This window comes from Sodalis sp. RH21 (assembly GCF_047324175.1).
Taxonomy (GTDB): Bacteria; Pseudomonadota; Gammaproteobacteria; order Enterobacterales; family Enterobacteriaceae; genus Acerihabitans.
This window is the reverse complement of record NZ_CP178732.1, coordinates 3,568,401-3,581,912: the sequence shown is the minus strand read 5'-3', so window position 1 is coordinate 3,581,912 and position 13,512 is coordinate 3,568,401. Positions and strand designations below refer to the sequence as shown.

General features: G+C 59.1%; 17 protein-coding genes and 1 pseudogene. 13 read left to right on the top strand and 5 right to left on the bottom strand.

Annotated features, from left to right (window positions below; translation table 11 throughout):
- The first annotated feature begins 24 nt into the window (after positions 1-24).
- Both ACL2XP_RS16415 and ACL2XP_RS16410 read left to right on the top strand, forming a co-directional pair.
- Positions 25-213 carry a hypothetical protein gene (locus ACL2XP_RS16415; protein WP_413733920.1) on the top strand — a complete coding sequence of 63 codons (189 nt, stop codon included), beginning with the start codon at positions 25-27 and terminating at the stop codon, positions 211-213.
- Between the two features lie 131 nt (positions 214-344).
- Positions 345-878, top strand: a complete 534-nt coding sequence (locus tag ACL2XP_RS16410; RefSeq protein ID WP_413733918.1) for an OsmC family protein — start codon at positions 345-347, stop codon at positions 876-878.
- Positions 879-1,042: 164 nt separating this feature from the next.
- Here ACL2XP_RS16410 and ACL2XP_RS16405 read toward each other — a convergent pair whose 3' ends face one another.
- Positions 1,043-1,852, bottom strand: coding sequence for an ABC transporter ATP-binding protein (locus ACL2XP_RS16405; protein ID WP_413733917.1), 810 nt, complete (start codon positions 1,850-1,852; stop codon positions 1,043-1,045).
- 263 nt (positions 1,853-2,115) lie between these two features.
- Here ACL2XP_RS16405 and ACL2XP_RS16400 point away from each other — a divergent pair, with 263 nt between their 5' ends.
- From ACL2XP_RS16400 to ACL2XP_RS16355, 10 genes are all read left to right on the top strand, one after another.
- A complete protein-coding gene (locus ACL2XP_RS16400) occupies positions 2,116-3,174 on the top strand; it encodes an ABC transporter substrate-binding protein (protein ID WP_413733915.1) in 1,059 nt (352 codons plus the stop codon).
- Between the two features lie 13 nt (positions 3,175-3,187).
- Positions 3,188-4,225, top strand: a complete 1,038-nt coding sequence (locus ACL2XP_RS16395) for an ABC transporter permease (protein WP_413733913.1) — start codon at positions 3,188-3,190, stop codon at positions 4,223-4,225.
- Between the two features lie 297 nt (positions 4,226-4,522).
- Positions 4,523-5,266, top strand: coding sequence for a FadR/GntR family transcriptional regulator (locus ACL2XP_RS16390; protein ID WP_413733912.1), 744 nt, complete (start codon positions 4,523-4,525; stop codon positions 5,264-5,266).
- Between the two features lie 21 nt (positions 5,267-5,287).
- Positions 5,288-5,734 (top strand): ribose 5-phosphate isomerase B, encoded by a 447-nt coding sequence (gene rpiB / locus ACL2XP_RS16385; RefSeq protein ID WP_413733911.1) that lies wholly within the window; start codon positions 5,288-5,290, stop codon positions 5,732-5,734.
- 65 nt (positions 5,735-5,799) lie between these two features.
- Positions 5,800-6,714 (top strand): NAD(P)-dependent oxidoreductase, encoded by a 915-nt coding sequence (locus tag ACL2XP_RS16380; protein ID WP_413733909.1) that lies wholly within the window; start codon positions 5,800-5,802, stop codon positions 6,712-6,714.
- Between the two features lie 10 nt (positions 6,715-6,724).
- Complete coding sequence (locus tag ACL2XP_RS16375) at positions 6,725-7,402, top strand: amino acid ABC transporter permease (protein ID WP_413733908.1); 678 nt, start codon at positions 6,725-6,727, stop codon at positions 7,400-7,402.
- A 10-nt stretch (positions 7,403-7,412) separates the two neighbouring features.
- Positions 7,413-8,099 carry an amino acid ABC transporter permease gene (locus ACL2XP_RS16370; protein WP_413733907.1) on the top strand — a complete coding sequence of 229 codons (687 nt, stop codon included), beginning with the start codon at positions 7,413-7,415 and terminating at the stop codon, positions 8,097-8,099.
- 18 nt (positions 8,100-8,117) lie between these two features.
- Positions 8,118-8,843 carry an amino acid ABC transporter ATP-binding protein gene (locus ACL2XP_RS16365; protein WP_413733906.1) on the top strand — a complete coding sequence of 242 codons (726 nt, stop codon included), beginning with the start codon at positions 8,118-8,120 and terminating at the stop codon, positions 8,841-8,843.
- Positions 8,844-8,883: 40 nt separating this feature from the next.
- Positions 8,884-9,681, top strand: a complete 798-nt coding sequence (locus ACL2XP_RS16360) for a transporter substrate-binding domain-containing protein (protein WP_413733905.1) — start codon at positions 8,884-8,886, stop codon at positions 9,679-9,681.
- A 130-nt stretch (positions 9,682-9,811) separates the two neighbouring features.
- On the top strand, positions 9,812-10,219 hold the full coding sequence (locus ACL2XP_RS16355; protein WP_413739192.1) for a cupin domain-containing protein: 408 nt from the start codon (positions 9,812-9,814) through the stop codon (positions 10,217-10,219).
- A gap of 129 nt (positions 10,220-10,348) precedes the next feature.
- Here the strand turns inward: ACL2XP_RS16355 and ACL2XP_RS16350 are convergent, their stop codons facing one another.
- The 3 genes from ACL2XP_RS16350 to ACL2XP_RS16340 are packed head-to-tail and all read right to left on the bottom strand — an operon-like array spanning position 10,349 to position 11,636.
- The gene (locus tag ACL2XP_RS16350; RefSeq protein WP_413733904.1) at positions 10,349-10,834 is read right to left on the bottom strand and encodes a GlcG/HbpS family heme-binding protein; all 486 of its coding nucleotides are present in this window, start codon (positions 10,832-10,834) and stop codon (positions 10,349-10,351) included.
- Positions 10,835-10,863: 29 nt separating this feature from the next.
- Positions 10,864-11,439 carry a metallophosphoesterase family protein gene (locus ACL2XP_RS16345; RefSeq protein WP_413739191.1) on the bottom strand — a complete coding sequence of 192 codons (576 nt, stop codon included), beginning with the start codon at positions 11,437-11,439 and terminating at the stop codon, positions 10,864-10,866.
- The gene (locus ACL2XP_RS16340) at positions 11,439-11,636 is read right to left on the bottom strand and encodes a metallophosphoesterase family protein (protein WP_413733902.1); all 198 of its coding nucleotides are present in this window, start codon (positions 11,634-11,636) and stop codon (positions 11,439-11,441) included. The genes ACL2XP_RS16345 and ACL2XP_RS16340 overlap by 1 nt, the downstream gene beginning before the upstream one ends.
- A gap of 233 nt (positions 11,637-11,869) precedes the next feature.
- Between ACL2XP_RS16340 and ACL2XP_RS16335 the strand changes: the two genes are divergently transcribed.
- Positions 11,870-12,793: a LysR substrate-binding domain-containing protein gene (locus ACL2XP_RS16335; RefSeq protein ID WP_413733900.1), complete on the top strand. Its 924-nt coding sequence runs from the start codon at positions 11,870-11,872 to the stop codon at positions 12,791-12,793.
- Here ACL2XP_RS16335 and ACL2XP_RS16330 read toward each other — a convergent pair.
- Positions 12,744-13,318, bottom strand: a pseudogene (locus tag ACL2XP_RS16330) (sugar-binding domain-containing protein); the annotation flags it as partial. The gene ACL2XP_RS16335 and the pseudogene ACL2XP_RS16330 overlap by 50 nt on opposite strands.
- Positions 13,319-13,512 lie beyond the last annotated feature (194 nt).

The window sequence follows — 13,512 nt, the reverse complement described above, 5'->3', positions numbered from 1 at the left end:
TATCGAGCAAGAGGTCGCGGCATTATGGAATATACAAAGTTAAAAAGCCTAACCGACGTTCTCCGACAAAAATTGACCCAATGGACGGCACGGGAACCGATCATTGAATCCTCGCCGGATATCGCGCGCGGACTGGAATCCATCATCGCCTTGGGGAATATCTATGGCATCGATATGGGCAATATCGCCCCGGTCAGGCAGCGGGCGGAGTAGCTTTTATCGCCGGTTGGCGCGCCAAACCTATTGGAATGAACTGTGCGCGCTAATGCTAATAACGTTAACCGGGCAGTCATGGCGGCCCATGGGTTTGATGGATAAATCATGTGAATTACCGGGAGAAAAGGATGAGTGATTTAAATGAGTATTTAGCCGAGAAGCGCGCGGCGTTACTCAAGCGTAAAGCCAGGGACCCTAAAACGCTGGCGGTTGAAACGATTAGCGCCCGCGCCACGGCGGAAGGCCGCAGCGGTATCCGCCATATACGTATTCGCGATCATCATATTATCAGCGACAGCCCGCCGGATTTTGCCGGTTATAATCTCGGGCCGGCATCGCCGGAGATTTTTCTCGGTTCGCTGTCCAGCTGCCTGACGCATATTTTTCTGATCCACGCCGCCGACCTGCAGGTGCCGTTGTCGCGGCTGGAAGTGGAAGTGAAAGCCGATGTCGACCAGCGCGGCGGCAAAGTCGCCGGGTTTGAAGAAGTGCCGTTCTTCCCGTTTAATATCCGCTACACCGTGGAAATTGATTCTTCCGCCGGCCAAGCTGACGTCGACGCATTATATCACGCGGTCGAAACCTGGTGTCCGGTATTAAATCTGATTAAAAATCCTCAGCCCATCGAGGGCTCGCTGGTTTATACCCACATAAGCCAATAATTAATTTATTGATGCAGCCGTGTTAAATATTTAAATACTGCTTATTTCCGCAGATTTTATTTGCGGCTATTTGCGGCGCGGTTGATTTATTGGCTATTCATGGTTAATAGCGGCAGCCGGCCCGATCTCCCCCGGCAAGGGGGAAACCAGGCCGGCGCGCCGCGTCAGGTATTAAGCGCCACGGCGGCTTCGGCCGCGCCGAGCTGCGCCAGGATATGCGTGCGCAGCTCCACCAGCTGCGGATCGTTGCGCTGGCGCGGATAGGGCAGTTCGATGTCGATAATTTCCATGATGCGGGCCGGACGCGGGCTGAAGACCACGACGCGGTTCGCCATCAAGATCGCTTCTTCCACATCATGGGTCACCATCAGGGTGCTGAAACCCCGTTCGCGCCAGAGATCCACCAGTTCGCCCTGCATGCGGATGCGGGTCAGCGAATCCAGCTTACCCAGCGGTTCATCGAGGATCAGCAAACGCGGATCGTTCACCAGCGCCCGCGCCAGGGCCGCGCGCTGCGCCATGCCGCCCGATAGCTGGCGGGGATAGGCCTGCGCAAAGGCATCCAGTCCGACGCGCGCCAGCATATCATGCACCCGCGCCTTGCCCTCCCGATCGAGCTTGCCCCGGGTTTGCAGACCCAGCGCCACGTTTTGCCATACCGTACGCCAGGGATACAGCGTCGGGTCCTGGAACACCACCACCCGCGCAGGATCGGGGCCGCCGATATTATGGCCGTCTTCCTCGATCTGCCCCCGCCCCGGCGGTTCCAAACCCGCCACCAGCCGCAGCAGCGTTGACTTGCCGCACCCCGATGGGCCGAGCAGCGCCACGAATTCCCCCGGCGCCACCCGCAATGACACATTTTCCAGCACCGGCAATTCGCTGCCTTCCAGTTCAAATGCATGGCTGACCTGATGAATCGCCAGCGCCAGTCCCCGTGATGGTATTGATGTGTGTGCTTGTATTATCGACATCCGCCAGGCCTCATTGCCCAAAACCCTTATTAATGAATAAAACGCCGGCAATGAGAAATGCAAATAACATCATTGCAAATCTGTTTAACGCAAATAACCCTGCCATTTGCCGGGTAGGTAAAAATGACATTTGCAAATGCGATATTAATATTTTTTCCGCGAACACTACCGCGCTACAGTGAATAATAATTTTATATTCCCGCCATCCATGATGGCAACAGCAATGGCGTAGCGAAATACACAGTGAAAAAGGATAAATTATAATGACAGACCACAATATTTGGTCACGGCGCAGTTTTATTAAATCATTTGCCTATATGGGCGCCGGCGCCGGATTGAGCGGCGCGCTGGGATTATTTTCACCGGCCAGGGCGCAGGCGGCGGAAACCGCGGCGCCATTAACCACCGTACGCCTGGCCTGGGGGCAAACGGCGGTCTGCCAGTCCCCGATTTCCGTGGCGCTCAAGCAGGGGTTTTTCACTAAATACGGCCTGAATATCGAGCCGGTGAACTTTAGCGGCTCCACCGACGCCTTATTACAATCCATCGCCACGGGCCACGCCGACGGCGGCATCGGCATGGCGCTGCGCTGGCTCAAGCCCCTGGAGCAGGGTTTTGACGTCGATTTGACCGTCGGCACCCACGGCGGCTGCATGCGGTTGCTGACGCCGAAAAATTCCGGCATTACCCAGCTCAGCGATTTGGCCGGCAAATCGGTGGCGGTGACCGATCAGGCCAGCCCTATCCGTAATTTCTTCGCCATTCAATTGGCCAAGCAGGGCATCGATCCGGATAAGGACGTGAACTGGGTGCAATATCCCGACAATTTGTTCGGCGAAGCGCTGCGCAAAGGCGAAGTCCAGGCGGTGGCGGGGGATGACCCCCAGGCCTGGCTGATTAAGCATCATGACGAACTGCTGGAAGTGGATAATAATTTGCGCGGCGAATACGCCAATGTGACCTGCTGCGTGCTCGGCCTGCGCGGCTCCCTGGTGCGGGAAAACCCGGCGGTGGCGAAAGCCCTGACCCTGGCGATCGTCGATGCCCAGCAGTGGACCTCCGATCACCCCGACGAGGCGGCGAAAATATTCGCGCCTTTTGTGCCGGGCTCGATAGATCCCGCCGATATCGCCGCCATGCTGCGCGAACATACCCACCATCACCACTCAACCGGCGTGCAGCTGCGCGGCGAAATCGAGAAGTACGTTAACGAACTCAAGAAAATCAATGTGATCCGCCCGGATACCGATGCCGTCCAGTTCGCCGACCATTATGTCCCCGAACTCTTGGATCATGACCAGATGAATATGCAGCACGGCTGACAAGGAACCGGTGATGAATACGCGCATCCTAAGCCGAACCGCGGCGCAATCAGCGGAACGGAACAAGACGGTTCCCTTTACGCCCTGGATCTCGGGAATTGCCGCTGTCCTGTCCTGGGCGCTGGTGGCGGCGCTGATGATCCTGTGGCCCGATAAACAGGTCGGCTTCGCTCCGCCGCGCTTCGGCCGTGAAACCCACCAGTTGGTCGCCGGCTTTGCGCTGCTATTGCTGCTGGTGGTTCTTCTGGAACATCTTCCCTGGACGCGTCGGGCGATTGGGCCGGTCAGCCGCCCGCTGCGCCGCGCCAGCCGCTGGTTAATCGCATTGGCGGCGCTGGCGGCCCTCTGGGAAATCTCCACCGCCAAACTGGCCTGGCTGCCCGTGCCGTTTTTTCCGCCGCCGCGCGCGCTGGTGGAAGCCTATGCCACCGACGGCTACCGCCTGGCGGACAGCGTGCTGCATTCATTGCGGCTGCTGGCGCTGGGATTTATTTTCGGCAGCCTCAGCGGGTTTGTTACCGGGGTCGCCATCGGCTGGTCGCGGGGCCTGGGTTATTGGGTGCACCCGATTTTGCGCTTTCTGGGGCCGGTGCCTTCCACCGCCTTATTGCCGATATCGCTCTATTTCTTTTCGTCGAGTTTTTCCGCCGCGGTATTTTTGATTGCCCTGGCGGCCTGGTTCCCGGTAACCGTATTAACCTGGTCCGGCATGGTGGGCGTCGACAGCCGTTATTACGATGTGGCGCGCACCCTCGGCGCCAGCCAGCCCTTCTTGATCCTGCGCGTGGCCGTCCCGGCGGCGCTGCCGCACGTGTTCGTCGGCTTGTTTATGGGGCTGGGCGCGTCGTTTTCCGTGCTGGTGGCGGCGGAAATGATGGGGGTAAAAGCGGGGCTGGGCTGGTATTTGCAGTGGGCGCAGGGCTGGGCGGCTTACGCCAATATGTACGGCGCGCTGATCGTGATGGCGATTATTTTTTCTTCGCTGATCACCTTGCTGTTCGCCGCCCGCGATCGCCTGCTGGCCTGGCAAACCAATGGCGTAAAATGGTAGCGCCCGGCGGGCGGCCGCCGATGCGGTCAACGCCGTGCTGCTATATAAGGCAGGCTGGTTTACCGCGGCCTGGTTAATGCTATCGCAACATGTCATCTCCCCCACGGCCGCGCGTCCCCCCGCGCGGCTTTTTCATAGCCCGGTTTTCCCCTATCAATGCCAATTTCCCTTTTTAGCGATCAAAATGTGACCGCCGTCCGGTGGCGTCAAAATCAACTGTGAGTAACATCACATTAATGTTTTGTTAACATAACTACCATTGGTATTACCACTGGTTTTGCATGAATTGGTAATCTGATGACGATAAGACGCGAATCACCGGAAACGGGCAACGGCTACAACCGCGTGGTGGGTTTTCTGCGCGAACAGCTGCTTTCCGGGGAGCTTAAGGCGGGGGATTGCCTGCTGCCCGAGCGGGAACTGTCCGCGCAATTGGGGGTGAGCCGGCCGGTATTGCGCGAAGCGCTGCGCGCGCTGGCGATGATCGGCGCGGTGGAGATTAAACATGGCATCGGAACGGTGGTGAAAAAACCGGGCGTATCGATCCTGGGCGAATTTTTTACTTTTGTGCTGGCCCATCAAGCCAACGCCATCGACGACGTAATGCAGGCGCGCATCGCCATTGAACGCCAGGCGGTGCGCCTTGCCTGCCGCCGGGCGACCCAAAGCGATTACGATCGGCTGGCGCAATGCCTGCGCGTCATTATCGACACTATCCATACCCCGGAAGCGGGCGGCCAGGCGGATTTCCGTTTTCATGAAGCGATGGTGCTGGCGTCGGGTTCGGCGACGCTTATCAGCATTTACCAGTCAATCAGCGCGTTAATGATGCGTTCGCACCTCGATCGGCGCGAGCAGATCATCCAGGTCGATGGCATAGAAGAGTTTCTTATCGACCATCACCGTTCCATTTTCGCCGCCATCGTGGAGCGCGACGAAAGCCGGGCCGAAGAACTGCTGGATCGTCATTTCGAGATCGGCGCGGATTTTCGCCGCCGCGCCACCATCCGCATGGCGGGGGCAGCGCCTTTTTCTGAATAACCACCCTATAAGGAAACCCGAATGAATATCGTTATCGGCAGCGATCACGCTGGCTATCACCTCAAGCAAGAACTTACCCACTGGCTACGCGCGGCCGGCCATCAGGTGGACGACATCGGCAGCCACACGCCCGATCCGGTTGATTTTCCGGATATCGCCCATGCCGTGTGCAGCAAAGTCCGGGTGGATGCCTTGCTCAGGGGCATTCTGGTGTGCGGCACCGGCGTGGGCGCCGTGATTGCGGCCAACAAAATCAACGGCATCCGCGCCGCGGTCTGCCATGACGTCCATTCGGCCCATCAGGGGGTGGAGCATGACGATGTCAACGTTATGTGCGTGGGGGCGCAAATTGTCGGGCCATGGCTGGCGCGCGATCTGATCGACGCGTTTTTGCAGGCCCGGTTCGTACAGGATGAGGATTTTGTCCGCCGCGTCGAAAAACTTAACCGTCTTGAACAACAAAACTGATCCGTCGCTATATCCATAGTTTACATCCATAGCTTACATCCATAACGACAGGAGAACCGATCGCTATGAGCAATGCAACCACCAAAGGTACCGTTGGTTTTCTTGGCCTGGGGGTGATGGGGCGTGAAATGGCCCGCAATCTCGCGCAGGCCGGTTATCGCGTGCGCGCCTATGATGTCTTGCCCGCCGCCGTGGCCGCACTGGCGCCGTACGGCGTCGAGGCGGCGCGGGATATCCCCGACGCGACCCACGATGCCGATATCGTGATTTCCATGTTGCCCGACACGCCGCAGGTGCAGGACGTGGTGCGCGGCGTCGGGGGGCTGCTGGCCAATCCGCCGCGCGGCAAACTGTTTGTTGATATGAGCACCATAGCGCCGCAGGCCACGCGCGAAATGAGCGAGGCGCTGGCGGCCGCGGGGGTCATCATGCTCGACGCGCCGGTTTCCGGCGGGCCGGCCGGGGCGAAAAACGCCGCGCTGACCATCATGGTCGGCGGCGACGCCGCGGGGTTCGCCCGCGCCGAGCCCTTTTTGCGGGCGATGGGCACCACCATCAACCACGTGGGGCAATCGGGCGCCGGCCAGACGGTAAAATTGTGCAACCAGCTGATTTGCGGCATTAATATTCAGGCCATTTGCGAAGCGCTGGCGCTGGGACGCGCCTATGGCATCGACCTGGCGCAGATGCGCGAAGTGCTGCTGGGGGGCTCGGCGGCGTCATGGATGCTCGACAAGCTTGGCATGGCCATGATCGACGGGGACACTTCCGCCGGCTTTCGCATCGATTTGATGATGAAAGATTTGCGGCTGGTGCTGGAAGCGGCGCAAAAACACCCGGTTCCGCTGCCCGCCACCGCGCTGGTGGCGACGCAATATCAGGATGCGCAGGCTCATGGCGAGGGATCGCACGGCAATCAGGCGCTGTTTAAAGTTTACGACCGGATCACCGGGCGGGAAACCGCGGCTGCGACAAAATAGGTAACGGGTTATGAAGCTTGATTTCACTGCGATATTCGCGCAATGGCAAATGCTGATGGATGGCGCTTTGCTTACGGCGCAGCTGGCGGTAATCACTACCGTTTCCGGCTTTCTGATCGGCACCCTGTGCGCCATTGCGCGGCGCTCCCGCCGCGCGTCGTTCTCCCGGCTGGCCGGGGTGTATATCGAGGCCATTCGTAATACGCCGTTCCTGGTGCAGATCTTTTTGGTGTATTTCGGGCTTTCCAGCCTGGGTTTTTCGTTTTCGGCGTTCACCGTTTCGGTGATAGCGCTGACGATTAACGTGGGGGCCTATACCGCGGAGATCATGCGCGCCGGGTTTGAATCGATCCACAAGGGGCAGTGGGAGGCGGCGGAAACGCTGGGGTTGTCCCACTGGCAGCAATATTGGCACGTGGCGCTGCGTCCGGCTATCGAGCGGGTGTATCCCGCGCTGACCAGCCAGTTTATTTTGCTGATGCTGGCCTCCTCCGTAACGTCGCAGATTTCCACGGAAGAGCTGACGGCCACGGCCAATTTTATCCAGTCGGAAACCTATCGCCCGTTTGAAACGTTCTTTATCGTCGCCGGCATATACATCGCCTTGTCGTTTTTAATGCGCCTGGCGTTTTGGCTGATCGGGCTGGCGGCCTTTCCGCGCCGCCGCCGCCTTGGCACCAACATTTGAGGAGCGAGACATGAATTCCTCTCTTAATCCGGCCCATATCCAGTTCCTGCTGGAAGGAACCTTCTGGACCTGCATTTTGTCGCTGATGGCGTTCGGCGGCGGGGGCCTGGTGGGTTTTCTGGTGGCCATGGGCCGCATTGCGCCGCTCAAGAGCGTGCGTTTCGCGGTGAGCGCCTACGTCCAGCTTATCCAGGGCACGCCATTGCTGATCATTATGTTTATGATCTACTTCGGTTTGCCATCCTTGGGCCTGTCCATTTCGCCGCTATTTGCCGCCGGGGTCTCCCTGACCATCTATTCCAGCGCCTATTTGGGCGAAATCTGGCGCGGTTGTATCCAGGCGGTGCCGCGCGCCCAGTGGGAAGCGGCGGAGTGCCTGGCGCTGACGCGGACGCAGCGCCTGTTCAAAGTTATCCTGCCGCAGGCGGTGATGCTGGCCACGCCGCCCACGGTGGGGTTTTCGGTGCAAATCATCAAAAACACATCCCTGGCGTCGGTGGTGGGGTTTGTCGAACTGGCGCGCGCCGGGCAGTTAATCAATAACTCGATATTCGAGCCGTTTATCACTTACCTGATCGTCTCATGCCTGTATTTCTGCCTCTGTTTCCCGGTATCGGTACTGAGCCGCCGCCTTGAGCGCAGCGCATCCGGTAAGAAAATGCGGCGGCAAAACGCCGCGATTGCCAAAACGGCCTAAGCGTCAAAGGAAATCACTATGTCCATTATCGTGCTCAATAACGTGCAAAAAAGTTTTGACCGGGTGCCGGTACTGAACGACGTCTCTTTTTCGGTCGACCGGGGGCAGGTGGTGGCGCTGATCGGCGCCAGCGGGTCGGGGAAGAGCACCGCCCTGCGCTGCATCGACCGCCTGGAGGTGATTAACGGCGGCAGCATCGAAGTCTGCGGACATCGCGTGGAAGACCCGCATCTGGATTTACGCAAACTGCGCCAGGATGTCGGCATCGTGTTCCAGAGCTACAACCTGTTTCCCCATCTGACCATTGAGCAAAATATTACCCTGGGGCCGGTGTCGGTAAAAAAACAGTCTAAAACCGAAGCGCGGCGCCTGGCCCATTCGGTCCTGGAGCAGGTCGGCCTGATGGATAAATCGGACAGCTACCCGGAGCAGCTGTCCGGCGGGCAGCAGCAGCGCGCCGCCATTGCCCGTTCGCTGGCCATGAAACCGAAAGTCATGCTGTTCGACGAGGTCACCTCCGCGCTCGATCCCAAATTAACCGGCGAGGTGCTGCGGGTCATCGAACGGCTGGCCGGCAGCGGCATGACCATGATTATGGTAACGCACGAAATGAATTTTGCCCGGCGCATCGCCGATAAGGTGGTCTTTATGCATCAGGGAACCGTACGTGAAAGCGGCGACGCTTCCATTTTAAAACAACCGGCCACCGCGGAGTTACAAGAGTTTATCGCTAACGAACTGTAAACCGGCGGCGTTAGAACCTCAGAAAACCTGGAGAAACCCTATGCGTACTATTCATAAAATAACCCTTATTGGTTCCCTGTTTTGCCTGCTGGCGCTTAACCCCGCCGCGGCCGCCAATTCCTGGCAGGAGATTAATCAACGCGGAACGCTGCGCGTGGCGACCGATCTGTCCATCCCGCCGTCCGGCATGCTGGACGCCAAACTCCAGCCGACCGGATCGGATGTGGAAACTGCGCAGTTGCTGGCGAAAGATTGGGGACTGAAGTTGACCTTTATCGAAACCACCGGCCCAACCCGGATTCCCAATCTGCAAACCGGCAAGGCGGATATCGTCATTTCCACCCTGTCGGTCACGCCGCAGCGCGCCCAGGTGGTCGACTTCTCGCGCGCTTATGCCGGCCTGCGCTCGGTGATCGGCGCGCCGACGGCGGTGAAAATCGCCGGCTGGGACGATCTGAAAGGCAAAGCCATTACCGTGACCCGGGGCACCACCCAGGATACGCAGCTCAGCGCTGAAGCCGCCAAGCGCGGTTTTACCGTGCAGCGCTACGATGATGATGCGACTCTGGTCACCGCCGCGGTGAGCGGGCAGGCGTTTGCGGTGGCGACGTCGGCGACGCTGGTGAACCAGATTAAGAAACAGAATCCCAAACTGGCCTTTGAACCCAAGATGACGCTACAGATCTTCGACCTGGCGATCGGTTTGCCGAAAGACCAGCCGGAACTGAAAGCGCACTTGGACGAATGGATCAAAACCAATCTGCAAAACGGCAAACTCAATGCCATTTATCAAAAATATCACGGCGAGCCGATTCCACAGGAAATCATCGACCGTTAAGGATTTCGCTGTCCCCGGCGCCGGCCGTTATCCCCAAGCGCTGGTAAAACCCGCCGGGCTGTAGGCTATGCTTATTATTTCCCCGGCGGCGGGTATGCCGGCCGGGGAGAATGGCCAATTGGAGAACGATATGACGGCAAAAGTGCAGATTACCCGCAGCGGGTCCCAACCTTCCAGGCCCGGCCCGGAAAGCTACTTTACCGGTAAAGTCCGCCTCGATGCGACGTTCCAGGCCGCGGCGCCGGCCCGGGTAGGCGGGGCTACCGTAACCTTCGAGCCCGGCGCGCGTACCGCCTGGCACACTCATCCGCTGGGGCAGACCCTGATAGTTGTCCACGGCCGCGGCTGGGTGCAGGAATTAGGCAAAGGTATCCAGGAAATCAACGCGGGCGATATCGTCTGGATACCGCAAGGGGTGAAACATTGGCACGGCGCCACGCCGGATAACGCCATGACGCACATCGCCATTGCGGAATCGCTTAACGGCAGCGCCGTCGAGTGGCTGGAAAAAGTCACCGATGAGCAATATCGGCAATAAAGCGGGGGAGTCCATGACTCAACATTTTGAACAAACAGCGGCGGCGCCCGCCCTTGCCCAGCCGGATGACGTGGATATCAATGAGATCCTGTTCCGTCCGACCAAGCAAGATCTGTAATCGAGCGGCGATTAGGGGTTAAACGCGTCAACCCCCGCCTGGGCGATAACCTCGTCATGGGCGGGAGTATCTGACGATACGCCGATCCCGCCGACGAAATGTCCGTCCGTTTGAATCGGCAACCCGCCGGCCATCATGATAAACCCGCGCGCGGTCGCCGCCGCCGGGCGTTTGCCGTTAATGGCGGTTTCAAGATCGCTGCTGGGGCGATGAAACAGCGCGGCGGTTCGGGCTTTGCCCGGCGCTAATTCCACGCCGGCCGGCACCGCGGCATTATCCATGCGTATCAGCACCAGCGGCGCGCCCGCTTCGTCCACCACGGCGATGACGCAGGGCCAGCCGGACGCTTGCGCTTTGTCCTGCGCCGCCTGCGCAATATGCTGCGCGGCGGCCAAATTGAGATACGGGCGCACCGGCAGGGGGGACGCCGCGCTGGCCGCGCCGCTTAATACGCAAATGGCGGCGACGGCGGATAACCATGTGGTCTTGAATAACATACATACTCCTGGAGGTGGGTGAAGAAAGATCAGGGTAATTGGGGTTGATAAACAAAGTACTGCGCATAAAAATCCGGTATTTCGCTGGCGATAATGGCCGCCGCGAGGCCGGCGGCGTCATAATCAACCGTCACGATGTCGGCCGTCAGCGCCCCCGCCGCCAATTGGCATACCAAATAGGTCGCCAGCGGTTCGCCGGGTTTTTTCCGCCCCGTCGCGCCGGTATTGGCGATGAATAGCGGGCTGCCGCCGGGGCGCGCTATCCGCCGGCGGTAGGCCCGGTGCGTATGCCCCATGATCAGGGCGTCGCAGCGATATCGGCGCCCCAACGCCAGCAAATACCCTTCGTCGCGGTCGGCATAAATATACTCATCCAGCGCAGCGGGGCTGCCGTGCGCCAGCAGCAGGGTTTTAGCCAGGGAACCGGCATGCAGCTCCAGCCGGATGGCGGCGGGCAATTGGGTCAGAAACGCGCGGTTGCCGGCGGTGACGTCACGTTTACTGAGCGCAATGGCCGCGGCCCTGGACCGCTGTTCCCGGGGTGAATGCTTCCCGAGCGGCGTGATGGCGCGGTCAAAGCCTACCCGGTCGTCATGATTGCCCATCACCGTCGGTATCCCGCGTTTACGGACCCGCGTTTACGGATAAGTTCAATGACCTCGTTGGGCCAGGGCGCAAAATCCACCAAATCCCCCAGACAAAAAATGTCGGTTATGCCCCGCGCATCGATATCGCGCAGTACGGCGTTCAGGGCGGGCAAATTGGCGTGTACATCGCTGAAAATAGCAATCTGGCGGCCCATAAGTGCTGTCCGGGTGGCGTGGGTTATTGATCTTGATGCCAGCATGCGTTAGCCGCTAATTTATTTCAATCACCAAAAATTGCGCTTTAATTAGGTAAAACCTAATACCCGGCATGCATGCCGCCGGCCAGCGGTTATAATGGCATGGCTGCCAGCGCGCGGATGCAGCCATTATTACCGCCGGCGGGGCGCGCAACGGCCGCGGCCATCATCAGATCATCCCGGGGGACGATATGGAGCTGCGCCATCTGCGCTATTTTATTGCCGTAGCCGAAACGCTGCACTTTGCGCAGGCCGCGGAACAATTGGGGATATCTCCTCCCACCCTGACCGTGCAGATCCAGGAAATCGAACGTACGCTGCAGGCCCGGCTGTTCAACCGCAGCAAGCGCGCCGTCGCCCTGACGTCCGCCGGCGCGTTGTTTTTGGCCCAGGCGCGCGCAACCTTGCAGCAATACGATCAGGCGGTGAATATCGGCCGGCGGGCGGGGCGCGGCGAGCTTGGCCGCATTGAGGTGGGCTATGTGGGCTCGGCCGCCTATTCGGGTATTTTGCAGCAGCAAATCCGTTTGTTTCGCACCCGCTGGCCCGAGGTCTACGTCCACGCCCGGGAGCTGCCCATGCGGCTGCTGCCCCAGTGGCTTGAGGAAGGCAAGGTCGATCTGGCCATGGCCCGCTGTCCAATGCTTTTGCCGGCATCGCTGCAAACGCATATCTTGCTGCGCGACCCGTTTTGCCTGGCGTTGCCGGGGGAACATCCCCTGGCGGCCGCCCATGGGCGGATTAAACCGCACCAGCTCAGCCGGGAAAAATTCATCGTGCCCGAGCAGGATCTCGGCACCCGGGAAGTCGCGCGCCGCGGGAAGTTCGTGCCGCTCAGCGTAGAATCCCCCGGCAGCTTGATGGCGGTATTGACGCAGGTTTCACTGGGCGCCGGCGTTGCCGTGGTGCCGGTGGTGGTGACCGAAATCGTCGGGCTGCCCAACCTGGTTTTTAAGCCGCTATCCGGCGGCGCCATTATTTCGGAGGTGGCCGCGCTGTTCAGGCGCGATGAAAAATCCCCGACGGTAAACAACTTTATCGCCCAGATCAGGCAAACGGCGCCGCTTAGCCGCCCGGAACCCGCCTCCCGGCGCACTGCGGGTCCGCAGGCGTAATCCGGCCGGAGGCATTCATATTCAGGACCATGGCGGCGTTGTAAGCGCGGGTGGCGATAATATCGATGGCGCCGGTGCGCAGGGCGCCCAGGATCGCCAGCACTTTGGTATTTTCCGCGGCGATAGCGATAACGCACGGGATCTGCTGCAACTCGTTTAAGCTAAGGCCAATCACGCGATCGTTCATCGCCGTATCGATCCGCTCGCCCCGGGCATTGAAAAAACCCTAGCCGGCGATATCGCCGATGCCCACATGATCGGCCACCGCCGCCACGTTGCGGCCCTGGCCCACCGCCGGCGCTTTAATACCGTAGCGAGGTAATTGCACACCAGCGCGGCAATCTGCCGGCGCTGCTGGTTTTCGTCGTGATAATCCACGGCGATCGGCGCCTGCTTTACTCCAAACCGCGCCTTTAGCTGCTGCTCCAGGCGGGTACTGAACACCGGGTGATAACGCACGGTGATTTCCACGATCCCCTCGTCGCGGGCGCGTTTTAATAACCGGCCGATTTTAATCCGCGTAATGCGCGACGGTTAATTTGTATAATCAGCCCTGCCGCAAATGAACATATGTTCAATATATCCACGACTTGATAGCGATAAATTATGAGATCTTGCTCATGTTGTATAGCAAAATTGATTTATATGGCCTTCATTTGTGACTCGCTTCAATTTATTTCGATTTTAAAGTCTGCATATATACGATCATAAGTTAATCA